Genomic DNA, 26,341 nt, shown 5'->3' with positions numbered 1-26,341 from the left:
AGTGTTTATTTTTAAATGTACTTGTGAAAAGTTTAAAATAGAGGAAGTGTTATATATAATGGGAAACGAATTTCGTGTGTGTGATGATTGTCAGGCAACGAACGTTAAAACGTTGATTCCGAAGTTAAAAAAAGTAGATTCATGTGCAACGATTGAGGTTGCATGTCAGTCTTACTGTGGCCCTGGTCGTAAAAAATCATTCGCGTTTGTAAATAATCGTCCAGTTGCGGCTCCAACAGAAGACGAATTAATTGTAAAAATTGAAGCAAAATTAAATAAGTAAGAAAAAGAAGAGTGAACAGATTACTCTTCTTTTTTTATGTCCATAAGATAGCGTTTTGTATGAATTCGTATTTCAAAATAATGGTTGACAGTCTTTTGACGTGGTAGGTAGAATAGAAAGTGTCTGATTCTGATAATCATTATCATGAAAAAGGTCAATTCACCTAATTTTTTTATTATTATTTGAGAATAAATTTCATTTTATTAAATATATGTTGTTGGTTAGGATGGTTGAGGGATGGAAGCGAGCGCAAGGAGTATAGAACAGCAAGATGTGAATGTTAAAGAGATTAAGAGCAGACCGCTCGTTGCTTCTATTATTTTAATAGCAGGCACAATTTTGTTAGCTTTAAGTATGGCAGTTTCTATTTCGTTTGGTGCAGCAGATATTAGTTTAAAGACCGTTTGGCAAGCTGTATTTCAGTTTGATGGTTCCATAACGCACCATAACGTAATTCAGGAACTTCGCATGCCTAGAGCAATAGGGGGCGTAGTTGCAGGTGCTTTTTTAGCGGTATCAGGTGCAATTATGCAAGGTATGACACGAAATCCACTTGCATCTCCATCGTTAATGGGGATTACAGATGGTGCTGTATTCGGAATTGCAATTATGTATGCATTCTTCCCTAATTCACCTTATTTAATGTTTGTTATCGCATCTTTTATTGGAGCTGCGTTTGGAGCGAGCATTGTATATGGTATTGGGTCTTCTTCACCAGGTGGATTAACGCCTGTAAAATTAGCTTTAGCAGGTGCAGCAATTAGTGCTTTATTAGGGGCAATTTCATCTGGAATTGCATTGTATTTCAACCTTGCCCAAGAGGTAAGTATGTGGAATGCAGGCGGTGTTGCCGGAGTGAAATGGCAAAGTATTAATATGTTAGTACCGATTGGTCTTGTTTGTCTCATTATAGCAATTATGATGTCGAGATATATCACAATTTTAAGCTTTGGTGAAGAAATTGCGATTGGACTTGGTCAAAATACGACATTAATTAAATTTATCGGAACAGTACTTGTTCTTGTATTAACAGGTTCTGCGGTTTCTATGGCAGGATCAGTTGGATTTGTTGGACTTGTAATTCCGCATATGACTCGTTTCCTTGTAGGCTCAGATTATAGATGGGTTATTCCATGTTCTGCGGTCTTAGGTGGATTGCTAATTGAATGTGCAGATATGTTATCTCGCGTTATTAATCCACCATTTGAAACGCCAATTGGAGCAATTACAGCGCTAATTGGGGTGCCATTCTTCCTCTACTTAGCACGTAATGAAGGGAGAGGAAAGATGTGAGGACGAGCGTCTTAACAAAAAAGAACGTTTCTATTTTAACGATTTTAGTAGGATTAATTGTTGCTGTATTTTTAATAAGTTTAAATACAGGAACATTTAAAATTCCTCCAATAGATGTATTAAAGTCATTGGTTGGATTAGGTGCAGAAGATCAATCTGTTATTTTATTTGAATTTCGTATGCCGCGTATGGTTATTGCTATATTAGTTGGTTCTGCATTAGCTATGTCAGGTGCAATTTTGCAAGGGCTATCACGAAACCCACTTGCTGATCCAGGTATTATAGGTATTAACGCCGGAGCGGGATTAACAGTTGTTGTATTCGTCTACTTTTTCTTTGGAAAAGTTGGAACTGGTACATTTTTATCTGTATTTATCCTTCCATTCTTCGCGCTAGTTGGTGCGATATTAGCAGCGGTTATTATTTATTTACTAGCATGGAAAGACGGTGTTTCATCAACTCGATTAATTCTTGTTGGTATCGCTGTTGCAGCCGGATTTGGTGCGGTTAGTTTAATTTTCTCTATGAAGATGACATCTAACGACTTCCGTTTTGCAACGATTTGGTTGGCAGGAAGTTTATGGGGAACAGATTGGAAGTTCGTACTAAGTGTACTGCCATGGATGATTATTTTCTTACCACTTGCCATTAGTAAAGCGCACATATTAAATGTAATGAATTTAGGCGACTCTACAGCAGTTGGCCTTGGTGTAAACGTAGAAAAGGAAAGACGTAAATTATTATTTATTGCAGTTTGTTTAGCTGGTGCATCTGTTGCGGTGGCGGGAGGTATTGGTTTTATCGGTTTAATGGCTCCGCATTTAGCGAGACGCCTCGTTGGTGGTAAACATCAAATTATGTTACCAACGGCTGCATTAATAGGAACGTTCTTGCTTTTATTTGCAGATGTAATTTCAAGAAGTGTGTTACCAACTTCAGAAATACCGGTCGGTCTTGTTATTTCTGTAATTGGTGCACCATATTTCATATATTTACTTATGAGGACAAAATAAAGGGAGGCTTTTTGTATGGCAACTTTAGCAGTTGATGCGGTATCTGTTGGGTATAATGAAGGGTTAATTATAGATGGATTAACAGTTGAAATTCCGGAAGGACAAATTACAACGATTATTGGACCAAATGGTTGTGGGAAATCCACATTATTAAAAACGGCTTCTCGTATTTTGAAAGCAAAACGAGGTACTGTTTATCTTGATGGAAAAGCAATTGAGAAACAGCCAACGAAAGAAATCGCAAAGAAAATGGCGATTTTACCACAAACTGCAGAAGTGCCAACAGGCCTTACTGTGTTTGAACTTGTTTCATATGGACGTTTTCCTCATCAAAAAGGATTTGGAACATTGAAAGAAGAGGATTATCGCTACATTCATTGGGCACTTGAAGTGACGGGGATGACAGAATTCGCAAATCGTCCAGCAGAAGCTTTATCAGGTGGTCAACGTCAACGTGTATGGATTGCGATGGCTCTTGCACAAGGAACAGATTTACTTGTGTTAGATGAACCAACAACATACTTAGATATGGCTCATCAACTTGAGGTATTAAACTTACTGAAGAAGTTAAACAAAGAAGAAGGCAGAACGATTGTTATGGTTATTCACGATTTAAATCATGCTTCTCGTTTCTCTGATCATATGATTGCATTAAAAGCAGGTAAGTTAATGAAACAAGGAACGCCAGATGAAGTTATGACGAGTGAAACACTTCGTAACGTATTTGAGATTGAAGCGCAAATCGTTCCATGTCCAGTAAATTGTAAACCAATTTGTTTAACATACGATTTAGCGATGATTAATAATCAATTGCGTAAAAAAGCATAATTAATAGAATTTCCCCCTCTTAAAGAGGTGAGAGGGGGAGTTCTAATGGACGTTGAGCTCTTACCCACGGATGGGAAGTTGAACGCCCGTTAGAACGGGTTATAAACAACAACTAATAAAAATATATTAATTAAATGTTGTTTCGTTTCTTATAGTTACATGCAAATTATAAGAGAAATACAGCTAGAAGGAGTCGGAATATGAAGAATTTTAAAATGGCACTATTAGCAATGGTACTAGTTGTTACTTCTGTACTATTTGCAGCTTGTTCTAACAAAGAAGAAGAAAAGAAAGCAGATGCGAAAACTGAAGAGCGCACTGTACAACACGCAAAAGGGGAAATTAAAATTCCTGCAAATCCAAAGAAAATTGCTGACCTTAGTGGTTCAACAGAAGAATTATTAATTTTCGGTATGAAACCGATTATTACTGCAAATACAACACAAGAAAAAATTGATTCACATATTGAGAAGAAATTGAAAGATGTAAAACCGGTTGGTTCTGCGTGGGGCGATAAAATTAACATCGAAGCAGTGGCTGCTGCAAAACCAGATTTAATTATTGTAAACAATCGTCAAGAAAAGATTTATGATCAATTATCTAAAATTGCACCAACAGTTATGTTAAAAACTCCATTAGACCAATGGCGTCCAAAATTCGAAGAAGTAGGTCAAATCTTAGGTAAAGAGAAAGAAACAAAAGAATGGTTCAAAAAGTATGATGAAAAAGCAAGCAAATTACATGACAAAATCGTTGCTAAAACTGGCGATGCAACATTCATGAAAATGGCTGCATATCCAAATGCATTCCGTGTATACGGTGACTACGGTTACGGTAGCGTAATCTTTGGTGATTTAAAATTACCAGCAGTTAAAGGTACACCAACTGATAAACCGTTAGTACAAATACAAAAAGAAGCTTTAATTGATTACAACCCAGATTACTTATTCGTATTTACAACTGGTGACGGTTCTCAGCGTCTAAAAGAATTCCAAGAAGAATCAATTTGGAAAAATATGAACGCTGTTAAAAACAACCATGTATTTACAATCAGTAATGAAGATGTAAACAAAGGATACTTCCCACTAGGTAAAGAAATGATCCTAGACGAAGTTACTGAGTTCATTTTAGGAAAATAATATATAAAGAAAAATCACCTTTGCTTTGGTAAAGGTGATTTTTCTTTATATAACAGGAATTAATATAGTCTTTCATTTCTTTCTGTTTCCTATATCGTTTATAATATATAGTAAGAATGCAGTAAAGAAAGGGGGATGTCGGAAAGTGGTATATTTAAACGACAAACTCAGCGAAACAAAAGTGTTTAAAGACCCAGTACATAAATATGTACACGTGCGTGATCGCGTTATTTGGGATTTAATCGGAACGAAAGAATTTCAACGCTTGCGCCGTATTAAGCAGCTTGGTACGACATTTTTTACATTTCACGGTGCAGAGCATAGTCGCTTTACTCATTCGTTAGGTGTATATGAAATTATTCGTCGTATGATTGATGATGTGTTTGATGGCAGACCGAACTGGAATGCTGAAGATAGATTGTTATGTTTATGTGCGTCATTACTTCATGATGTCGGTCACGGCCCATTTTCTCACTCGTTTGAAAAAGTATTTTCGTTAGATCATGAGAAATTTACGCAAAAGATTATCGTTGGTGATACGGAAATTAATCGTGTGTTAAGCCGTGTGGATAAGGATTTCCCGCAAAAGGTAGCAGATGTAATTGCGAAAACATCTACTAATAAATTAGCGATTAGTATGATTTCGAGCCAAATTGATGCCGATCGTATGGATTATTTATTAAGAGATGCATATTTTACTGGTGTAAAGTATGGGAACTTTGATATGGAACGTATACTGCGTGTCATGCGCCCGTACGGTAATCAAGTTGTCATTAAAAATAGTGGTATGCATGCTGTAGAGCATTATATTATGAGCCGTTATCAAATGTATTGGCAAGTATATTTTCATCCGGTAACACGTAGTGCAGAAGTAATTTTAACGAAGATTTTACACCGAGCTAAATCGTTGCATGAGAAGTATTATGCGTTTAAAAATCATCCTGTTCATTTCTATTCTTTATTTGAAGAAGAAGTAACAGTAGAGGATTATTTAAAGCTAGACGAGAACGTAATGTATTATTACTTCCAAGTATGGCAAGAGGAAGAAGATCCGATTTTAAGTGACTTATGCCGTCGTTTTATGAATCGAAATCTATTTAAATATGTGGAGTTTACAGATAAGCACGGTTTAGATAATTGGATGGAGCTAAGTAGCTTATTTAAAAAAATTGGACTAGACCCAGAGTATTATTTAGTTGTTGATTCAACATCAGACTTACCGTATGACTTTTACCGCGCAGGAGAAGAAGAAGAGCGTCTGCCAATCTTACTTCTTATGCCGAACGGGGAACTTAGAGAGCTTTCGCGTGAATCGGATATTGTTGAGGCGATTACAGGTAAGAAGCGAACGGATCAAAAGCTATTCTATCCGCATGATTTAATCTATGAAGATGGAAGAAAAGGAAAATATAAAGAGAGAATTATCGAGTTGTTAGAAGGAAAGAAATAAGAAGCAGCTAAGAGCTGCTTCTTATGAAAAAACTTGAAATTATTTGTCGCTTAAGCGTTTTCCGCCAACTGCATAATGGTTTTTAGACATTTCTTCGATGAAAACAACGATGTTTTCTTCAGGAGCACCAGTTGTTTCGCTTACTGCTGTTGTTACTTTCTCAGCAAGAGCTTTCTTTTGTTCTTCTGTGCGTCCTTCTAGCATTTTCACTGTTACGTATGGCATATATAATCGCTCCTTTTATGTAAGTTACACTCTTATTATAGCGGATTATGAGGAAGAACAATCGGAAAAACAAATAATTTCTTTTTTTGACATATTGAAGAGGAGATGAAGTATGGATCAGTTATTTAGATACCCATTGCAACAAATTCCGTTGGTAGCAATGGCGATTATTATTGCGCTATCTGTGCATGAATTTGCACATGCGTATGTTGCATATAAATTTGGAGACGATACAGCGAAAAAGCAAGGGCGTTTAACGTTATCACCGATGGCTCATTTAGATCCTATCGGTATGATTGCTGTATTAATTCTTGGATTCGGTTGGGCAAGACCCGTGCCTGTTAACCCATATAACTTTAAAAGACCGCGTCTTGCAGGAATATTAGTTTCTATTGCGGGACCGATAAGTAATCTTATCTTAAGTGCAATTGGTTTAATTATTTGGTATAGCTTAATAACATTTGGTGTGTTAGATGCGATGCCACTTGCAGTAGCAGATACGCTGGATCAATTTTTCCAAATTTTTATTATGCTTAATATTGTTTTACTTGTATTTAATTTATTACCAATCCCGCCACTTGATGGTTATCGCGTTGTGGAAGATTTAGCACCAGCAAATATTCGTGCGAAAATGACACAGTATGAAAAGTATGGATCAATTGCGTTATTAATTCTTGTTATTACACCGCTTAGCAATTACACAATTCAACCTATTTTCAATGTTGTTATTCCATATGTATTAGTATTTTTACAAAATATCATTGCGCCTATTTTCAGGCTTTTTTAATCATTAAGCGAGGAGGAGTTTACATATGACAGAGAAAAAGAAAAAAATCGGTTTTAATATCGTGAAAAATGATTCAACAGATGGACATGGTGGTTTTGGCGTTGGGGCATTAAGTTTAGAAAATATTTCTCCTGTATTTGTTGATGTATTAGAGAAAACTGCGTTCGTTGATATCGGTGCGATGCATGCGCGTAGTACAGTAGAAAAAGGAATTAAGTTTTTAACAAATAAAGATGAAGTTCCAAACGGAAAACCGTTTTGGCTTGTTTGGGTAACAATTGAAAGAACACCAAACGGTGCTTATTACGCAGGTGCAACAGCCTGTGAAATGACAGTTGATCGTGAAATTCGCCGCGGATATAAATCACTTCCAGAGCATGTAAATAAAATGGATAAATCACTAAAGCGTCACATCATGATTGGTCATATGGATGAATCATCTAAAAAAGTACTTGGTACATTCTTAAAAGAGCATAATGAAGCAATTTGGAACGAATCTAGTGAAGAATTGCGCCACGCATTATTAGGCGAATAAAAATAGCTGACGGATTTCCGTCAGCTATTTTTTTACCACGGGAGATATTTTTTCCACCAACCCGTCTTTTTCTTCTCTTCACTAACCTTTTCGAACTCTTCCTTATCATCAACGTGATCCATACAATACTCTGTTGGCTCTGTACCCTTTGCGAAATACATTTTCACAGAAATGGGACAATTTTTTGTAGCAATCTTACCGTTTTCAGGATTAACATCGACTGCAACAACATCTGCTGGTTGTTTGAACTCTTGTTTAGGCTGTCCATCTAATCCTTTTTCCATTGTATCGGTCCATATTTTTTTTGCGTATCCTTGTTCTGCTACGTTTGAAATGGATTTAGGTTGATCGTATCCAATCCAAACCCCTGTTACGAGCTGCGGGGTAAATCCAATCATCCAACTATCAGTTTCTGTAGAACCAGACTTTCCAGCATATGTTCTTGATAGTTTTGATAACATCGATTGACCGGTCACAGCGGCATAACTGCTTAGTTTTTTATTAAACATGCCTGCCATCATTTCTTCCATCACAAAGGCTTTGCTTTTATCTAGAACTTGTTTACTTTCTAAATGAGCGTCGTATAGCATATTTCCTTCATGATCAACGATGCGTCTTATAAAGATTGGTTTTACTTCTTTCCCGCCGTTTGCAAACATGCTATAAGCATTGACCATTTCAATTGGTTTTACAGGAGATGTGCCGAGAGCAAGAGACGGAACATCTTTTAATGCGCTAGTAATACCGAATTGCTTCGCTGTTTTTGTAAGAATGTCTTCGCCTAAAAATAGATTTGTCTTCACAGCATATACGTTATCAGAAACAGCGAGTGCTTGTGCCATTGTCACAAAGTCGTCTGCATAATAGTTTTTATAATTTTTCGGTTTATATTTGGAAAAACCGTCACCTAAAGTGAATACAGTGTATTCGCTTTTTAAGCGTGTGGCAGGGGTGAATCCTCGTTCTAAGGCTGCATAATATAAGAACGGCTTAAATGTAGACCCGGGCTGACGAGCGGCTTGTGTAGCCCTGTTAAATTGACTCGTATTATAATCAGTTCCACCAACAAGGGCAGCCACTTCACCCGTTTTTGGATTCATAGAGACGAGGGCAGTTTGGATGTTTGTTGTTTCAGGTATATGATTTTTTACAGCTTGCTCTGCTACAGATTGTAATTTAGGGTCTAGCGTTGTATAAATACGTAAGCCACCTCGCTGTAAGGCTTGCTCATCTAATCCGATATCACGAAGAAGAGAAGCTTGTACAGCATCTTGGAAATAAGGCGCGACCTCTGCCACTTTTTTCGTATCTAATGAGGCGAAAGTTAGCGGTTCCTTTTTTGCCGAGGCAGCTTGCTGTTTTGTAATATAACCTTGTTCTACCATTTCATCTAGTATGAGAGATTGACGCCCTTTAGCACGCTCTTCTTTTAAAAAGGGAGAGTAGAAGCTAGGTCCTTTCGGAATGCCTGCGAGCATACTAGCTTCCGCTAATGTTAATTCTTTTGCAGTTTTATCGAAATACAGGCGAGAAGCAGCTTCGATTCCGTAAGCACCATGCCCGTAATAAATTGTATTTAAATATCCTTCTAAAATATGATTTTTATTATAGTTCACTTCAAGGCGAACGGTATACATTGCCTCTAATAGTTTACGCTTCCACGTTTTATCATGATCTAAGTATAGGTTGCGAGCATACTGTTGTGTAATAGTACTAGCACCTTGTACTTTTGCCATTGCTTTTAAATCGGCAACAATGGCACCAACAATGCGCTTTATATCAAATCCATGATGTTTGTAGAATCGTTGATCTTCAATAGATAGTGTTGCCTCTTTTACATAAGGAGAAATTTCATCAAGAGATACATTATAGCGCTTTTGTGTTTCATTACTTTGCCCTATAACAGTGTCATCATTAGCGTAAAAGACACTCGTTTGCGGCACTGCAACAGGGGGAGGCCCCATAATTTTTGCAGCTATAATGATAATAAAAAAGGAAAAAACGAAAAAAAGAACACAAGAAAACATTACGGTGAAGAAAAGACGTTTATATTTTTTAAGTTTTGGATTCATAGTTTGATCCATCTTTTTCAGCCCCTCATTAATACAAGCATTATTGTATTAGTATTGAGGGTTTTCGTTTATTTTAAACAATGAAATTTTGAAAACAAAAAAGCCCCTTCAATTAAGAAAGGAGCTCAAAGGCACGTGCTGGCCAATCGGTAATGATGACATCTACACCATAGTCAATCATAGTTTGTAAATCTTTATATTCATTAATGGTGTAAGGACGAAAAACGTATCCTTGCCCCTGTGCTAATTGGACAAACTCTTTCGTTAATAATTGAAAGTTTGGATGTAATCCAGTCGCCTCGCGCCTTTTTGCTTCAGCAATAGGATCTGCAAGTGGTGTATCGTACAAAATCGCTCTTGGAATTTCTGGAGCAATTTCTGCTAATAATGAAACGGAATCGTGGTTAAATGATGAAAATGCAATTTGATTGGATAGATGATATTCACGAACAAGAGCAACAACTTTTTCTTCAATATTTGGATAATGAAGAACATCTGTTTTTAATTCAATGTTAAGTTGTAAATTTGTTGTAGAGAGCCAAATAAATACTTCTCGTAATGTTGGGATTTTCGCCTCATGGAAAGAAGGATCTTTATGGCTACCAGCATCTAAAGCTTGTAATTCCTCTACAGTTTTCTCAGAAACAAGTCCCACGCCATTTGTTGTGCGGTCCACCGTTTCATCATGAATAACAACTAGTTCACCATCTTTTGATAGATGAACATCAAGTTCAATTCCGTGAGCCCCAATGCGTTCAGCCTCTTGGAAGGCAATCATCGTATTTTCTGGGTGTGTTCCTTTTACCCCGCGATGAGCGAAAATAAGTGGTTTATTCATGTGGAAATCTCCTTATCATCTCTTTTCTTTCATTATGAAACTGCTTTGAGAAAAATACAATTCATATGACAAACATTTACAAAAGTATAACAGTTGCACAAAAGTTAACGTTAACGTAAAATGTAATAATCAGTGAAGGGAGGAATACACATGTATAAAATTGATGAAGTAACAAAGCAAGTTGGTTTAACAAAGCGTACACTTCGTTATTATGAGGAAATTGGTTTAATTCATCCCCCAGAACGCAGTGAAGGGAACATTCGCCTGTATACAGACGAGGACATTGCGAGAATTAAAAGGATTGTGGAAGCGAAAGAAGTACTAGGAATTACGCTTCAAGAAATGCAACATTTCTTATCGTTAAAAGAAAGAATGGAACAAAGAAGAAATAGTGAGAATCCGCGTGACCGTGAAGTGATTCAAGAAATTAAAGAGATGCTTGAAAAACAAGTGCAAACGTTAGACGAAAAAATGGAGCAAATGCAGCGTGTTAAGGCAGAGCTAGAGGATAGTTTAAGCCGTGCAGTTACATTTTTAGAGAATACAAAAGGAGAGTAATCAAAATGGAGAGCAAACAAAAATTAGGGAGATTGATTACAGTGGTGGCTACCTTCCTTGCCTTTTCAGGTATAGGAGTAGTCGATCCAATTTTACCAAGTATTGCTGAACAAATTGGTGCTTCGCATTGGCAAGTCGAGATGTTATTTACAGCATATATTTTAACGATGGCAATTATGATGTTACCAGCTGGAATATTTGCATCAAGATTTGGTGATAAACGAATGATGACGATCGGTCTTGCGATTGTAACTGTATTTGCATTTATATGTGGTATATCGCAAACGATTGCTCAATTATCTCTTTTCCGCGCGGGGTGGGGATTAGGAAATGCGATGTTCTTCGCAACGGCGATGACATTATTAATTGCATTAAGTAAAGAAGTTCATGAAGCAGTAGGATTATATGAAGCAGCTATTGGTTTAGGGATGGCAGGTGGCCCATTGTTAGGTGGTATATTAGGTGGACATTCTTGGCGTTACCCATTTTTTGCGACGAGTATTTTAATTTCTTTAGCATTTATTTTAGTTTTCTTTTTTGTAAAAGAACCGGAGCGAAAAGTGAAGCGTAAAGCGGCAGGCGTAGGAGAATTACTTAACCTGGTGAAGTATAAACCGTTTATGCAAGGTGCTATTTCGGGAATGTTATACTACTACGGATTTTTCGTCGTGTTAGCATATTCACCACTTATTATGCATTTATCTGCTATTCAATTAGGATTTGTATTTTGCGGATGGGGATTAGCATTAGCTTACGGATCAGCAATTTTAGCGCATAAGCTAGAAGGTAAATATGAACCAAAAACATTGTTAAAAGGTAGTTTACTCGTATTTGCGATTTTCTTAATTGCACTATTCTTCGTTAAAATTATGTGGTTACAAATCGTGTTAATCGTTCTATCAGGATTAGCATCAGGCTTAAATAACGCGTTATTTACAAGTTATGTAATGGATATTTCACCTTATGAAAGATCTGTTACATCAGGTGTTTATAACTTCGTTCGTTGGTTAGGAGGCGCGATTGCTCCAATTTTATCAGGAGTCATCGGTCATACAGTTTCACCACAAAGTCCGTTTTTAGTCGGTGGAATTGTTGTGTTAGTTGGTTGCGTAATGATCTTAATTCCGATTCGTAAACCGGTAGAAATAGAAACAAAAACCCTTTCTTAAGAAAGGGTTTTCTTTCCTATTACAGAGCAATCCCTTTTCACATATATGTTAGAACCCTCTGACTAAAATATATTTTCGGTATTTTTGTACTTTTAACTATACTTTTTGGATGTTTTGTTTTATTTTTGTTAGGGGACATTAATGATGTCCCTATTATAAATTTGCATTGAAAGGCGTGATTGTACGATGGAACTATGGTTCACTGAAAAGCAAACAAAGCATTTTGGAATTACGGCGCGTATTAACCGCACATTACATACGGAGCAAACAGAATTCCAAAAACTTGATATGGTTGAAACGGAAGAGTTCGGAAACATGCTTATTTTAGATGGCATGGTTATGACAACAGAAAGGGACGAGTTCGTTTATCATGAAATGGTAGCGCACGTACCTTTATTTACACATCCAAACCCTGAAAACGTATTAGTAGTAGGTGGTGGCGATGGTGGTGTTATTCGTGAAGTATTAAAACACCCAAGCGTAAAGAAAGCAACTCTTGTTGAAATTGATGGAAAAGTAATTGAGTACTCTAAACAATACTTACCATCAATTGCAGGCGCATTAGATGATGAGCGTGTAGAAGTAAAAGTAGGAGACGGTTTCCTACACATCGCAGAAAGCGAAAATGAATATGACGTAATTATGGTAGATTCTACTGAGCCAGTAGGCCCAGCAGTAAACCTATTTACAAAAGGCTTCTACGCTGGAATTTCTAAAGCGTTAAAAGAAGATGGTATTTTCGTTGCTCAAACGGACAACCCTTGGTTTACACCAGAACTAATTACAACTGTGTTTAAAGACGTAAAAGAGATTTTCCCAATTACTCGTCTATACACAGCAAACATTCCGACGTATCCAAGTGGACTTTGGACGTTCACAATCGGATCTAAAAAACATGATCCATTAGAAGTAAGTGAAGAGCGTTTCCATGAAATCGAAACGAAATATTACACAAAAGAATTACACAATGCAGCATTCGCATTACCGAAATTTGTTGGCGATTTAATTAAGTAAGAGCGTTAAATTGAAATAAATAAAGTGTAAGTAACTCATTTAAGGTGTTTGTCTAGAAGGCTTGAACATGCTAGTTACTTACACTGCTACAAATGAAGTAGTCTTCTTGTGATAACAAGAAGGCCCAGGTAAATCGAGAAAGAGGAGCAATGCGCTCCAAATTTGAGAAATAGTGAAAGGTTGGGATACCTTAAGTTCCACATAAGGAGGAAAAGAATATGCGTTTTGATGAAGCTTATTCAGGTAAAGTATTTATTAAAAGTCATCCAAGTTTTGAAGAGTCAGAGGCAGTTATTTACGGGATGCCTATGGATTGGACAGTAAGTTTCCGTCCAGGATCTCGCTTTGGCCCTGCACGTATTCGTGAAGTATCAATCGGTCTTGAAGAATATAGTCCGTATTTAGATCGTGAACTAGAAGAGGTAAAATATTTTGATGCGGGTGATATCCCATTACCATTTGGGAATCCACAGCGCAGCATAGACATGATTGAAGAATATGTAACAAAACTATTAGATGCCGGTAAGTTTCCACTAGGTCTCGGCGGAGAGCACTTAGTGTCTTGGCCAATTTTTAAGGCAATGGCAAAAAAATATCCGGATTTAGCAATCATCCATATGGATGCTCATACTGACTTACGTGAGTCATATGAGGGAGAGCCTTTATCCCACTCTACACCAATTCGTAAAGTGTGCGATTTAATTGGTCCGGAAAACGTATATTCTTTCGGTATTCGTTCTGGAATGAAGGAAGAATTCGAATGGGCAAAAGAAGTAGGTATGAACTTATATAAATTTGACGTATTAGAACCGTTAAAGGAAGTATTACCGAAACTTGCAGGACGCCCAGTCTATGTCACAATTGACATCGACGTATTAGACCCAGCTCACGCTCCTGGAACAGGAACATTAGAAGCTGGAGGTATCACATCTAAAGAACTATTAGAGTCCATCGTAGCAATTGCAAATTCAAATATAAAAGTAGTCGGAGCAGACTTAGTAGAAGTAGCTCCAGTCTACGATCATAGTGATCAAACACCAATCGCAGCAAGCAAATTCGTGCGGGAAATGCTGCTCGGTTGGGTTAAATAAAAGCGTAGGCAGCTCGCTCAGAATGTGAGGAAGAAGCGAAGCCACCGATCATTCTAGCCGCTGTAGCTGGATAAAGTAAAAGTGAAGCCGACTCAAAAAGTGTTTTGAGCCGGCTTCTTTTATTAATAGGTAGGTTATTATTGTCTTATTTAGTAGTTAAGTCGATATCCTTTGTCGAAACGTCGATATATGCGGAGTTGTGTTCAATATAATTTCACTTACCGTCACGCGACATAAAAAAGAGCTATTCTCAAACGATGAGAATAGCTCCCTTTCTTTACGCAACGTTCTCTTCCGAAGTAATTCCGCGAATTTCATCAGCAGAACGGATTGGATATTTGCGGAACACAATGGAACCGACGTATCCAATAATAGTGGTAACGATTCCACATAATACGGCAGCAATCGTTACTTTTATTACATCATTAAATCCGAACAGTACGAGAAGTCCTGGAATTGGTGATGCTGTCCCTGGTGCATTATTAACGAGCTGGAATAGCGACGTAATAATACCGGCAAGCGCACCGCCAACAAAGTTTGTCATATAGATAGGAATTGGATTTGCTGAGACAACATCGGCCTGTGTTAACGGCTCGATTGCCACGGCGATTGTATCTTTCTTTGAACAGATTTTTAGTCGTTTAAAGAAAATGAAGTTCATTGGGGCAGAAGCTGCTACGGCAAGACTACCAATTGCCATTGGTAAACCAGTTAATCCAAGCATTGCAGTTAGTGCCATAGAACTTAATGGAGATGTAGAAATAACTGTTATTAATCCACCAAGCATAATACCCATAATGATAGGACTTTCTGTAGTCGCAACTGAAATCATAGAACCGATTTTACCGAGTGTTGCGTTAACGAGTGGATCCATAAGCATGGCCATTCCACGTGAAATTGGTGCGGCAATACATAGAATTGCTAAAAATTCTACACCAGCTGGTAATTTCTTTTCGAGAAATTTCACGACGAAAGCACAAACGTATCCAGCGAAAAATCCTGGTAAAATACCGAATCCACTAGTAGCTATACCGATTAAAACAGCGTATACGGGTGAGACACCGATTGCTAATGCGACTAAAATTGCCGCTGCGACACCGCTCATGCTACCAGAAGCTACTCCTACTGATTGTAAAAAGTCATTATGAAACATTTCTCCACCAATATAACGGTGAAATGCTTCAATAAGAAAACTTGCGATTGCTGCATTAGCTAAAGCGCCCATTGCTTTCATTCCGTAAGGCGCACGGTAACTGAAAAGTGTAAATAGACAAAGTACAACAAGTAATAGTGCTAAACCTTGCAAGATAGCCATTTGAAAATTGTCTCCTTTGATTTTTGTAATAAAAATTTGTATCATTCAATAATAATATAAAAGTTTGTTAAACGGAAAAAATTTTTATTGGGAAATTGCTGTAAGGTGAAAAACTCTTACAATAATGTAAGGAAAGTGTAAGGCATTTCGATAGAGTATAGTATGCCTTTTTTCGTATAATACAGGTATAGACATACGGCTAGTGAGAAAGAAGTGCAAACAGGAGGCGCATTTATGAAATTGGTAATTAAAGTTTTAGCTGTGTTCGCCATTATTTTAGGTGGAACAGCATATTATTTAAACACGAAAACAGAAGGTGTGCATGCTTTTGTAGACAACTTCTTTTCAAATAAAGAAATACAAGATTATTATGCTGTTATAGATAAAAGTGAGAAAAAAGACGATGAATATTTGTATACATTTAAAGGGTATACAGAAGATGGAAAGCTACAAGTTATTAAAAGAATGGTGAACCGTGAATTGCATACGGGTGCTTTTATAAAAATTTATGCAAAAGGTATGCAGGGAAAAGGATGGGCTGAAATCTCGAAAGAATCAATCCCGCAAAAAGCGTTGCAAAAAATAGAAAAACCATAAAAGGAGCGAATCGTTCGCTCCTTTTTTAGTGCGTTAAAATGGTGATAGCTGAACTTTCTTTATTAGAAATGATTTTTGCCCTTCCGCCAATTGGGAAAGTAAAAATAGGAGTTGTATGTCCGAAACTTGTATTTGCAATGATAGGTATATGTGTAAGTTCAGGCTTTGAAGCAATCATTTCTTGAATGTCTTCTATCGTACATTCTGCTCCTTTTTGCATTCGTCCTATAACAATGCCTTTTACATGTTCAAAGTCAGGTTGATGCATAAGAGAATGTAAATATCGATCAAAAGTTTTTAGGGTAGATTTTCCTGTTAAACTATCCTCTTCAAGAAATAAAATTTTGCCCTGTAAGCTTGGCATATATGGTGTACCTTGCAGTAAATTAAATGTGCTCATATTGCCACCAATAATATCTCCCATCGCTTCCCCTTCTTGAATTGAAACATATCCTTCATTTTTAATAAATTCTCGATTTTCTTGATCCATATACCAAGAGTCATCGCTCCAAGTTTCAGCTGGTAGTATTTCAATAGGTTCATGAGAAGTTAAGCACTTTAAAAAGTAATCGGTCGTATAATCGAGCCCTTTCTCCATTCCAAATGAAGAGAAGTGAGGACCTGAATATGTAACTAAGCCTGTTTTAGCATAAATCGCGTTACTTAAAGCGGTAATATCAGAATAACCGCAGAAAATTTTCGGATTTTCTCGAATTAAATCATAATCGAGATGTTTCAATAAACCATTAGAGTTGTATCCGCCAAGTGTCGTCAAAATGGCTTTTACATTAGGATCTCTAAATGCTTCGTGGAGGTCTTGAACTCGTGAAGAAATAGAAGAGGAAGCGAATCGATCTATCTCATCAGCATATTTTGAGAATGTAACTTGAAAGCCTATGTCGGTTAATCTTTTTATAGCAAGGTCTCTGTTTTCATTTGAGACAATACTTGAACTACAAGATGGTGAAATAGCCCTTATTTCATCACCTTTTTTTAATTTTGTTGGTAGCACCAAATTCACCCCTTTAAATGAAAGAATATTTAGATTTAAAAAATATTTTAACATATGAAATAAAGTGAAGGTGAATTATTTTTTGAAAAGGAGTTTTCCTGATTTTTCAGCAGACAGACAGAGTCTTTTTTTGATATGATAGGAAAAGTGATTTATTATAAGTAGTATTTAATATCTATAACATTTGAAGGGTGTGCAAGACGTGAAGAAACAACTTGCAGGCTTGCCGGTACACGTTCATTTCGTAACAGAAATCCGTGAAGGGGCGAGGAAGGAAACCGTTGCTTTTGAAGCAAATGGTCAATACTATGTAAAAGGTCAAGGTACATATATAACATTCCAAGAGCCGAACGAACAAGGCGAAGTGAAAACAATTATTAAAATTCAAGATGAACAAGTTCTCATTATGCGTTCAGGTGCTATTTCTATGCGTCAGACGCATGTGAAAGGTGAATGGACAACTGGTACGTATACGAGTGAACTTGGTACGTTTGCATTGCAAACGAAAACTGATAACGTTCTTTTTAAATGGTCGGATGAAAAGAAAAAAGGACAACTCTTCTTAACGTACGCATTGCTTCTAAGTGAACAAGAAGCTGGCAGATATACAATTACACTTAATTTGAAGGAGGCAAAATAATGAATTCTTTAGAACAAGTAAAAGGATTGATTAAAGAAGAAATTCAAGCTGCTGTATTAAAGGCAGAACTAGCGACAGAAGAACAAATTCCAAACGTTGTATTAGAATCTCCAAAAGATAAAACAAATGGTGACTTCTCTACAAATATGGCAATGCAACTTGCACGCGTTGCGAAAAAAGCACCTCGTATGATTGCAGAAGACTTAGTTGCAAACTTCGATAAAGCAAAAGCTTCTATTGAAAAAATTGAAATCGCTGGTCCTGGTTTCATTAACTTCTACATGGATAATAGCTACTTAACAGACTTAATCCCAACAATCGTCAACGCTGGTGAAGCATACGGTGAAACGAATACTGGTAAAGGTGAAAAAGTACAAATTGAGTTCGTATCTGCGAATCCAACAGGTGATCTTCACTTAGGACATGCACGTGGTGCGGCAGTAGGTGACACTTTATGTAACGTATTAGCAAAAGCAGGATATGATGTATCTCGTGAGTACTACATTAATGATGCTGGTAACCAAATTCATAACTTAGCTCTTTCTGTTGAAGCTCGTTACATGCAAGCTTTAGGTTTAGAGAAAGAAATGCCAGAAGACGGTTACCATGGTGCGGACATCATTGGAATCGGTAAACGCTTAGCTGAAGAGTTTGGCGATCGTTATGCAAAAGCTGATGCAGAAGAAAGTTATGAATTCTATCGTTCATACGGTTTAAAATATGAGTTAGCAAAACTTCAAAAAGACTTAGAAAGCTTCCGTGTTAACTTCGATGTGTGGTTCTCAGAAACATCATTATACAAAAACGGAAAAATTGATCAAGCTCTTGCTGTATTAAAAGAGCGTGATGAAATCTTTGAAGAAGGCGGAGCAACTTGGTTCCGTTCAATGACTTATGGTGACGATAAAAACCGTGTATTAATTAAAAACGACGGTTCTTACACATACTTAACACCAGATATCGCTTACCACCGTGATAAATTAGAGCGTGGTTTTGATAAGCTAATCAACATTTGGGGTGCTGACCACCACGGTTACATTCCTCGTATGAAAGCTGCTATTCAAGCGCTAGGTTACGATAAAGAAACACTTGAAGTAGAAATCATCCAAATGGTACAACTGTACCAAAATGGTGAAAAAATGAAGATGAGTAAGCGTACAGGTAAAGCAGTTACACTTCGTGAGCTTATGGAAGAAGTAGGCGTGGACGCAATGCGTTACTTCTTCGCAATGCGTAGCGGTGATTCTCATTTAGACTTTGATATGGACTTAGCTGTATCAAAATCTAATGAAAACCCAGTATACTATGCACAATATGCTCATGCTCGCGTATGCAGTATCCTTCGTCAAGGTGAAGAGTTAGGATTAGCTACAGGCGGAGACGTGAATTACAAACTTGTTACTTCTGAGAAAGAAGTAGAGTTACTGAAAAAACTTGGTGAATTCCCAGCTGTAGTTGCGGATGCAGCGCAAAAACGTCTGCCACACCGCATTACAAGCTATGCATTTGAATTAGCAGCAGCATTACACAGCTTCTACAATGCAGAAAAAGTATTAAACCAAGATAACTTAGAATTAAGTAAAGCTCGTTACGAATTAATGAAAGCAGTACGCACTACACTTCAAAATGCATTAGCAATCGTAGGAGTATCTGCACCAGAAAAAATGTAATAGACAAAAGAAAAGATACTTATTTTTGTTTAGAAGTGATATACAAGTTGATATAAAGACATCTGATCAGTCTATACACTGATTAGATGTCAAAGAAAGAAGATCAACGAAAAGACGTATGGGGAAGAACCTCACGTACGTCTTGATGAGGGTAAACTGAAATAAAAAAGAGATGGCAGAGCTGTCTCTTTTTTTTATTTCAGTTTTCTAATATAAATACATGTGACAAATATATGTTATGGTGATGAAGTGAAAATAGTAAAATACCAATTAACTATTGATTTTTAGGAACGATTCTAGAATAATAGACTGTTGGGGGTAAAATTATCAAAAATCCATATATGTATTATTAGTTGGTGGAATGTTACTAGGAAATGGTGTGATTGTTGTAAAAAACATTGTTACAGCTATGCCAAATACTAAAATAACAATTCATCTAACCAAGTATCTAACCAATTAGTAATTAATCTTGAAAACTTCCAGCTTAGTCAAGAAACTAGGGGGATATGTTTAAAATAGTACATATAGTACAATTGAAGTTTTCATGATTTGATAAAAAATAATGAAAGGATATAAATCTCTCGGTTTTGATATTATCATCATATATAAGCTCATTTTAATTCTTCGACATAGCCATGGAACCCATTAGGCAAAGTGTTTTTTCTCGACACTCATTTATATACTCCAAAAATGAAAAGGCTGAATTTCGTATTTCTATGCGATTTACATGAAATCAGTTGACAATCATACTCTTTTTTAGTTACCCCCAAATTCGGTCCACTGTATTCAAATTTGGAGAATATGACTATCATCTTGCATAGGCAAACAATACTTCATCCAGAGCGTTTTTAATTATATAATGCTGGCGGTGGAACGCTTCTTGTTCTACTTGTTTCGGTGTGTAGGTCGGCTGTGTAACTAAACACAAAAGGTTTTAACATATGGCCAATTTCACCGCAACTTATAATGGCAGAAAACGCATCTTCAATAACATCTTTTAGAATACGAGTATCCAAGTATGTTTCACAGTTCGAACTTTCCTTGGCTGATATGCTAATTTCGATTATAGATGGTACTTCTTGTTATTCTTTAGGAGGATAAGTAAGGAAGTTGACCAAATGCATATTTACTGTGAAGTAGCTAGGCCATACTTGTCGGTAACGAATTTTTCTGTATTTATAGGGCAAACGTTTGCGCTGAATATGAAGAAATTTCGAGAACTCTACGGCATAATAAGACGAAAGACTGTTATGAGTTTTATCGTGAGTGCTTTTCGAACTGTCTTCTTCTGACTTTAAAGTTATTCTATGGTCCGTTCATGTGTACTTGTAATTTGAATTTCTTTATCAAAATTTGTCCTGTATCTGTTTTTGTTAAACAGTATATACGAGAAATGAAATGTCAGGGGAATTAGACGAATCTATATAAGAGCCAAACTGCAAGTTTCTAAGTAATAGAAGGATTGAAAAAGAGAAAAAGATGATAATAGCTGTCAAACATATTTTAGTAAATTGGCTTAATGACATTGAATTGTAGAACCTTTGTTATAGTATGCTTGTACCAGGATCTATCTATTTTTAATTTTATAGGAGGATAACATAAAATATGTATTTAAAAAGAGTTACTTCGATTTTTTCGATTATAATGATTTTCATGTTTACTATAGGTCAGAGTTTGCTACCTATAGTAGCAAATGCACAAGAACTAAACACAGCAGGACTTGTGGATAGTTTTCAGATTGGTAAAACAAATCTAAGTACCACAGAACGGACTAAAGTCACTGTAAACTTCAGTGAAAAAGATGGACTTAATCTGAAGCCTGGAGACACACTAACATTAACACTGCCTCCAGAATTAAAAGGATTAGATAGGGAGTTTCCATTAGATGACTATGGTACTTGTAAAGTCACTGCAGGTACTGTGGTATGTACATTTAATGATAAAGTGAGCACATATGAAAATATTCAAGGGTATTTAAACTTTTTCGTGGAAGCCACTAATGTAGGAACGGATCAAAAGAAAGAGATTGAAACCAATTTCGGTACAACTGTAGATAAGCAGTCTGTAACAATTACCGGTCCAAGTAGTGGCGGTGGCACAGATCCTGGAAAGCCACCGTTTTTTTATAAAACTGGTGATATGAACTCAGGTAAGGACAATGAAGTACGTTGGTTCTTGAATATAAATTTAAATAAAGAAGAGTTAAGTCGTGATATTGTTGTGACTGATAATTTACAGGAAGGTCAAACACTTAATAAGGATAGTTTCTATATAAGTGTAGATAATTACCTAGGTAATCGATATTTAACGCTACAAGAGTTTGAACAGCAAGGTTACGGAACGATTACCTTTACTGGTGACAGATCATTTAAAGTTGTGCTTAATAAGGATAAAGCGGGTCTTGCTGCCTTTTCGATTGGTTATACATCTACTATAACGGAAGCCGGAAAGAAGCAAGAGTTTTTTAAGAATGATTATACGATTGATTACCAAGTTCTAAACGAAGAACCAGTTAATGAATCGGGTAGTCACCCAGTCGAAAATATGACAGCTGGCGGTGGTGCTACTGGTAACAAGGTTCCAAAAGGAAAGCTGAAAATTGTTAAGCATATTGAAGGAAATAAAGAAAAAGTAATTCCGAATGTTTCGTTTAAGTTGTATAAAGAGTCTGGTGAACAAGTTGGGGGCGAATATAAAACAAATGAAAAAGGGATAGTTGAAACTCCTCAATTATCACCAGGTAAATATTATGTACAAGAGGCTTCAGCTCCAGACTATATTGATTTCGATCCTCAGAAAAAAGTAGAGTTTGAAATAAAATCAGATGATGAAAATGGAGTCGAACTGGATATTCCAAATAAAGTGAAAGCTACATCTGTTTCAGGAACGAAGATGTGGAATGACAACAACAATAAGTTTGGTAAACGCCCAGAAAGCATCACAGTTCAATTGCTTCAAAATGGAACAGAATTTAAAACACAAGAAGTGAAAGCTGATAAAGAAGGCAACTGGAACTTTAGTTTCACGGATCTTCCAAAGTACGATGAGCAAGGAAGCGAGTACACGTACACAGTAAGTGAAGTAAAAGTAAACGGATATGAAACAAAAGTAGACGGAACAACGATTACGAACACTTACAAAAATACGGACAAAACAGAAGTTAGTGGTAAGAAAGTCTGGGAAGACTACAACAAYAAGTTCAATACACGCCCAGAAAGCATCACGGTTCAATTGCTTCAAAATGGTAAAGAGTTTAACAAGCAAGRAGTAAAAGCTGATAAAGAAGGCAACTGGAATTTCAGCTTTAAAGATCTACCAAAGTACGATGGACAAGGAAATGCGTACACGTACACAGTAAGTGAAGTAAAAGTAAACGGATATGAAACAAAAGTAGACGAAACAACGATTACGAACACTTATAAAAATACGGAAACGACTGAAGTTAGTGGTAAGAAAGTCTGGGAAGACTACAACAAYAAGTTCAACACACGCCCAGAAAGTATTACGGTTCAATTGCTTCAAAATGGAACAGAGTTCCAAACACAAGAAGTGAAAGCTGATAAAGAAGGCAACTGGAATTTCAGCTTCAAAGATCTACCAAAGTACGATGGACAAGGAAATGAGTTCAAGTACACAGTAAGTGAAGTAAAAGTGAAAGACTATGAAACAAAAGTGGACGGAACAACAATTACGAACACTTACAAAAATACAGAAACAACTGAAGTTAGTGGTAAGAAAGTCTGGGAAGACTACAACAAYAAGTTCAACACACGCCCAGAAAGTATTACGGTTCAATTGCTTCAAAATGGTAAAGAGTTTAACAAGCAAGAAGTRAAAGCTGATAAAGAAGGTAACTGGAATTTCAGCTTCAAAGATCTACCAAAGTACGATGAAAAAGGAAACGAGTTCAAGTACACAGTAAGTGAAGTAAAAGTAAACGGATATGAAACAAAAGTAGACGGAACAACAATTACGAACACTTACAAAAATACAGAAACAACAGAAATCAGTGGTAAGAAAGTTTGGGATGATAATAACGCAATAGATCGTCCAGTATCCATCAAAGTAGACTTATTACAAAATGGAAAAGTGATTGACACGAAAGAAGTAAGCGTGGCAACAAACTGGAAGTACACGTTTGAAAAACTACAAGTATATGATGCAAACGGAGTAGCGTACAAGTATGAAGTGAAAGAACAACCAGTAGCGGGATACAAATCCGAAGTAAATGGTTATGACATCACGAATACAAAAATCAAGGACGAACCAGGTGTAGATCCAAAAGATCCAAGCACAGATCCGAAAGATCCAAGCACAGATCCGAAAGATCCAAGCACAGATCCGAAAGATCCAAGCACAGATCCGAAAGATCCAAGCACAGATCCAAAAGATCCGAGCACAGATCCAAACACAAATACAGACAAAAATAGCGATTCAAAAGTTCCACCTACTACAGAAAATGATAAGCCAACATTACTTCCTAACACAGGAGGAACATCAGCAGAAACGATTTCAATTCTTGGCGGTATGGTATTGTTCCTTTTAGGTGGAATTCTATTTGCTCGTCAGCTAATAAAATAATAAAAGAGCTTTAGATTATTGATTAAACCGTAATCTGAGTAGCAGACAAGTTGAAAAATTACTATTGATATTACGCCCTTTAGGTAAGTATTCAAAAAACTTCACGATAAAGTGAAGAGAAGAATGCAACCTGAAGGGTTTTTTTATAGAAAAAGAGAACAGTTTCAAGTTGGACTCAATCGGCAGCCCAATAATATGGTCAGCTTTCATAGAGATAAGCGGCTCTAAAGCGATAACAAAACCGGTTTTAAGAAGTCTATTATCCATTGGACCATAAGCTTAGAATGCGGTGTGGTATCTCATGTAATTTAAGATCAATGACCATGTTCCATTAAGTTTTGGATGACTGTATGGCCATTTTTATGGCGAATTTAGAAATAGTATTCTGTAAAGCTTTGTTCTTGAGTAGCTGCAGCAGCGTTTGTTTCAGGAATAAAGGCATTAGTTCCTGAAATTCAAGTTAAAGTTAACGCACCTGCAAGAATAATTTTTTCATAATGGAAAAGCCTCTTTATTAGACGTAATCACTATTATTACAATTTTTATTCTACATGGTAATACCATGTAATAAATATGCTATTATGCATATTTTGCAATTTTTTATTCTATATGATAATGCCATGTAATAAACATGTTTTTATACATATTTATTTTTCCTTAATAAAAAGCCACCGATTAATCGGTAGCTTGGAAATAGTATTAAGCAGCTTTTTGTCCTGCTTTCACGTTAGATTGAAGGATATCATAGACACCGGTTCCAATGACCTCTAATGCCATTTTCATACGTTCAGGTGAAATGTTTTCGAATACATTATCTTGAGGTGTATGGTATACCTTTTCGATATGATAGATTAATGGATTCCAGCTATCGACACCCATCCAAATAAATAGAGCGGAGGGAATACCCACTTCAGCAAATGGCACGTGATCACTAGAACCGAATTTTCCTTGAAGAACGAGATCATTATTTAATTGTTTACCTGCTTGTAAAGCGGCATCCGTTACAAGGTTTGTAGAACCATCAGGAGTCATAGCGTATAAATTCTTTGCTTTATCATAATTTGTTGCCACCATATCAGCATTAAAGACACCTAAAATACGGTCACGTTCTTTTTGAGATAGACTATTCACATAATAACCCGAACCGAGTAAACCCATTTCCTCGGAACCGAAAGCAATAAAGCGAATTTCTTTATCAGTTTCTACATTTTGAAAAGCACGAGCTAATTCTAATACTAATCCAGTCCCAGAAGCATTATCATTGGCACCAGGTGCGCCACCGACGCTATCATAGTGCGAACTTACAACGACTGCTTTTTCATTACCTGTACTATTTTTTGGTTTCTTTTTTGCAATGACATTTAGTGATGTTAAATTAGATTCGTGTCTAGCTTTTAAAGAAAGGATTGTTGTTCCTTTTTTCGCAATTTCTTCTTTAAATGCATTCCCTTGAGCGTAAGCAAGGCCAAATACAGGTACGGATTGTTTTTTCGTTAAGCGAGGATTGAAAGTTTGTCCATAGTTTCCGCGTCCTCCAATTAAACTGTATAAAAGAACCCCTTTTGCCCCTTTACTAACAGCATTTTCAACTTGCTTATTATAATCCGCTACTGTTGCACCTCGTTCGAATAAAACAATTTTTCCGCTAACCTCATTCGGAATTTCATCTAATTTTGTTCCATTTTTAACGAAGATAAGTGGTGCTGTGATAGCTGCTGTAGAAATTAGTGCATTGGGAGCAGCGCCAGCTTGCCAATTACGTTTTGTGGATAATGGTGATTCGATAAATCCAACGTATTGATCCGGTACTTGAAAGGGCTGATATTCTACTTCATATCCCATTGATTTAAGCTGCATACCAACGTAGCGAGAAGCCCATTCTTCTGATTTTGTACCACCAGGGCGGGGACCGATTGTCTCGGATAAGAAACGGATATGTTCGATGGCGCGGCTTGCATCAACTTGTTTTGTAATAGATGGGGCCTGTGTAATTTCTGATGTAGAATCAGCTTTTGCTTGAACAATTGGAGCTAAGCTAAAGGCGAGTGATACAGTAAGCAAGGAGCTTACTATTTTTTGTTTCAGTGATTTTCTCATTTTTTCCTCTCCCATTCTTCTATTCTCTCTGACTGACAAAAGAAGACGGATAACGACTTTATTTTACTCTTGGATTTCTGAAATTTCAATCTATTAACATTGAGAAATAAAGTAAAACGTTAATGAGTGGGATA

Annotated in this window: 22 protein-coding genes and 1 pseudogene; 16 read left to right on the top strand and 7 right to left on the bottom strand. The window is 36.7% G+C overall.

Annotation, left to right across the window (positions count from 1 at the left end; translation table 11 throughout):
- Window positions 1–58 precede the first annotated feature (58 nt).
- The 6 genes from AC1DKZ_RS15840 to AC1DKZ_RS15815 all read left to right on the top strand — a co-directional run bounded on the left by AC1DKZ_RS15840 (window position 59) and on the right by AC1DKZ_RS15815 (window position 6,006).
- A complete protein-coding gene (locus AC1DKZ_RS15840) occupies window positions 59–283 on the top strand; it encodes a YuzB family protein (RefSeq protein WP_000526075.1) in 225 nt (74 codons plus the stop codon).
- Window positions 284–520: 237 nt separating this feature from the next.
- Window positions 521–1,576 carry a FecCD family ABC transporter permease gene (locus AC1DKZ_RS15835; protein ID WP_000388282.1) on the top strand — a complete coding sequence of 352 codons (1,056 nt, stop codon included), beginning with the start codon at window positions 521–523 and terminating at the stop codon, window positions 1,574–1,576.
- Window positions 1,573–2,589, top strand: a complete 1,017-nt coding sequence (locus AC1DKZ_RS15830; RefSeq protein WP_002130107.1) for a FecCD family ABC transporter permease — start codon at window positions 1,573–1,575, stop codon at window positions 2,587–2,589. Before AC1DKZ_RS15835 ends, AC1DKZ_RS15830 begins: the two co-directional genes overlap by 4 nt.
- Window positions 2,590–2,604: 15 nt before the next feature.
- Complete coding sequence (locus AC1DKZ_RS15825; protein WP_000212073.1) at window positions 2,605–3,417, top strand: ABC transporter ATP-binding protein; 813 nt, start codon at window positions 2,605–2,607, stop codon at window positions 3,415–3,417.
- Between the two features lie 200 nt (window positions 3,418–3,617).
- On the top strand, window positions 3,618–4,556 hold the full coding sequence (locus AC1DKZ_RS15820) for an ABC transporter substrate-binding protein (protein ID WP_002184500.1): 939 nt from the start codon (window positions 3,618–3,620) through the stop codon (window positions 4,554–4,556).
- Between the two features lie 145 nt (window positions 4,557–4,701).
- Window positions 4,702–6,006, top strand: a complete 1,305-nt coding sequence (locus AC1DKZ_RS15815; protein ID WP_002130105.1) for an HD domain-containing protein — start codon at window positions 4,702–4,704, stop codon at window positions 6,004–6,006.
- A 39-nt stretch (window positions 6,007–6,045) separates the two neighbouring features.
- Here the strand turns inward: AC1DKZ_RS15815 and AC1DKZ_RS15810 are convergent, their stop codons facing one another.
- Entirely contained in the window at window positions 6,046–6,231 is a 186-nt protein-coding gene (locus AC1DKZ_RS15810) for a 2-hydroxymuconate tautomerase (protein ID WP_001147172.1), read from the bottom strand.
- 112 nt (window positions 6,232–6,343) lie between these two features.
- Here AC1DKZ_RS15810 and AC1DKZ_RS15805 point away from each other — a divergent pair, with 112 nt between their 5' ends.
- Entirely contained in the window at window positions 6,344–7,018 is a 675-nt protein-coding gene (locus AC1DKZ_RS15805) for a site-2 protease family protein (protein ID WP_002016358.1), read from the top strand.
- Window positions 7,019–7,043: 25 nt separating this feature from the next.
- Window positions 7,044–7,553 (top strand): YwhD family protein, encoded by a 510-nt coding sequence (locus AC1DKZ_RS15800; RefSeq protein WP_476996566.1) that lies wholly within the window; start codon window positions 7,044–7,046, stop codon window positions 7,551–7,553.
- Window positions 7,554–7,585: 32 nt separating this feature from the next.
- Here the strand turns inward: AC1DKZ_RS15800 and AC1DKZ_RS15795 are convergent, their stop codons facing one another.
- Together AC1DKZ_RS15795 and AC1DKZ_RS15790 are read right to left on the bottom strand one after the other, a co-directional pair.
- Complete coding sequence (locus tag AC1DKZ_RS15795; RefSeq protein WP_476996565.1) at window positions 7,586–9,637, bottom strand: transglycosylase domain-containing protein; 2,052 nt, start codon at window positions 9,635–9,637, stop codon at window positions 7,586–7,588.
- 100 nt (window positions 9,638–9,737) lie between these two features.
- On the bottom strand, window positions 9,738–10,463 hold the full coding sequence (locus AC1DKZ_RS15790; protein WP_002089801.1) for a glycerophosphodiester phosphodiesterase: 726 nt from the start codon (window positions 10,461–10,463) through the stop codon (window positions 9,738–9,740).
- Between the two features lie 150 nt (window positions 10,464–10,613).
- On the opposite strand from AC1DKZ_RS15790, the gene AC1DKZ_RS15785 reads away from it, so the two are divergent.
- The 4 genes from AC1DKZ_RS15785 (at window position 10,614) to speB (ending at window position 14,295) form a co-directional block, all read left to right on the top strand.
- Window positions 10,614–11,021 carry a MerR family transcriptional regulator gene (locus AC1DKZ_RS15785; RefSeq protein WP_002016353.1) on the top strand — a complete coding sequence of 136 codons (408 nt, stop codon included), beginning with the start codon at window positions 10,614–10,616 and terminating at the stop codon, window positions 11,019–11,021.
- A 5-nt stretch (window positions 11,022–11,026) separates the two neighbouring features.
- Window positions 11,027–12,190, top strand: coding sequence for an MFS transporter (locus AC1DKZ_RS15780; RefSeq protein WP_002016352.1), 1,164 nt, complete (start codon window positions 11,027–11,029; stop codon window positions 12,188–12,190).
- Window positions 12,191–12,376: 186 nt separating this feature from the next.
- Complete coding sequence (gene speE, locus AC1DKZ_RS15775) at window positions 12,377–13,204, top strand: polyamine aminopropyltransferase (RefSeq protein WP_476996564.1); 828 nt, start codon at window positions 12,377–12,379, stop codon at window positions 13,202–13,204.
- 218 nt (window positions 13,205–13,422) lie between these two features.
- The gene (gene speB, locus AC1DKZ_RS15770) at window positions 13,423–14,295 is read left to right on the top strand and encodes an agmatinase (protein WP_002016350.1); all 873 of its coding nucleotides are present in this window, start codon (window positions 13,423–13,425) and stop codon (window positions 14,293–14,295) included.
- 277 nt (window positions 14,296–14,572) lie between these two features.
- Here the strand turns inward: speB and AC1DKZ_RS15765 are convergent, their stop codons facing one another.
- The gene (locus tag AC1DKZ_RS15765) at window positions 14,573–15,610 is read right to left on the bottom strand and encodes a PTS sugar transporter subunit IIC (RefSeq protein ID WP_476996563.1); all 1,038 of its coding nucleotides are present in this window, start codon (window positions 15,608–15,610) and stop codon (window positions 14,573–14,575) included.
- A gap of 234 nt (window positions 15,611–15,844) precedes the next feature.
- Here AC1DKZ_RS15765 and AC1DKZ_RS15760 point away from each other — a divergent pair, with 234 nt between their 5' ends.
- Entirely contained in the window at window positions 15,845–16,207 is a 363-nt protein-coding gene (locus tag AC1DKZ_RS15760) for a YxeA family protein (RefSeq protein WP_002130097.1), read from the top strand.
- A gap of 25 nt (window positions 16,208–16,232) precedes the next feature.
- Here AC1DKZ_RS15760 and AC1DKZ_RS15755 read toward each other — a convergent pair whose 3' ends face one another.
- Window positions 16,233–17,273 (bottom strand): S66 family peptidase, encoded by a 1,041-nt coding sequence (locus AC1DKZ_RS15755; protein ID WP_476996562.1) that lies wholly within the window; start codon window positions 17,271–17,273, stop codon window positions 16,233–16,235.
- Window positions 17,274–17,421: 148 nt separating this feature from the next.
- On the opposite strand from AC1DKZ_RS15755, the gene AC1DKZ_RS15750 reads away from it, so the two are divergent.
- From AC1DKZ_RS15750 to AC1DKZ_RS15740, 3 genes are all read left to right on the top strand, one after another.
- Window positions 17,422–17,859: a YwiB family protein gene (locus AC1DKZ_RS15750; RefSeq protein WP_002089794.1), complete on the top strand. Its 438-nt coding sequence runs from the start codon at window positions 17,422–17,424 to the stop codon at window positions 17,857–17,859.
- On the top strand, window positions 17,859–19,529 hold the full coding sequence (argS, locus tag AC1DKZ_RS15745; RefSeq protein WP_002184507.1) for an arginine--tRNA ligase: 1,671 nt from the start codon (window positions 17,859–17,861) through the stop codon (window positions 19,527–19,529). Before AC1DKZ_RS15750 ends, argS begins: the two co-directional genes overlap by 1 nt.
- Window positions 19,530–21,134: 1,605 nt before the next feature.
- Entirely contained in the window at window positions 21,135–24,110 is a 2,976-nt protein-coding gene (locus tag AC1DKZ_RS15740; RefSeq protein ID WP_476996561.1) for a Cna B-type domain-containing protein, read from the top strand.
- Window positions 24,111–24,299: 189 nt separating this feature from the next.
- On the opposite strand, the pseudogene AC1DKZ_RS15735 reads toward AC1DKZ_RS15740, so the two are convergent.
- Both AC1DKZ_RS15735 and AC1DKZ_RS15730 read right to left on the bottom strand, forming a co-directional pair.
- Window positions 24,300–24,475, bottom strand: a pseudogene (locus tag AC1DKZ_RS15735) (type I methionyl aminopeptidase); the annotation flags it as partial.
- 334 nt (window positions 24,476–24,809) lie between these two features.
- On the bottom strand, window positions 24,810–26,207 hold the full coding sequence (locus AC1DKZ_RS15730) for a M28 family metallopeptidase (protein ID WP_002184510.1): 1,398 nt from the start codon (window positions 26,205–26,207) through the stop codon (window positions 24,810–24,812).
- Between the last annotated feature and the right edge of the window lie 134 nt (window positions 26,208–26,341).

Source organism: Bacillus sp. 05T21 (assembly GCF_056396785.1).
Note: the sequence above shows the minus strand (reverse complement) of the source record. Positions and strands in the feature narration are given on the sequence as shown.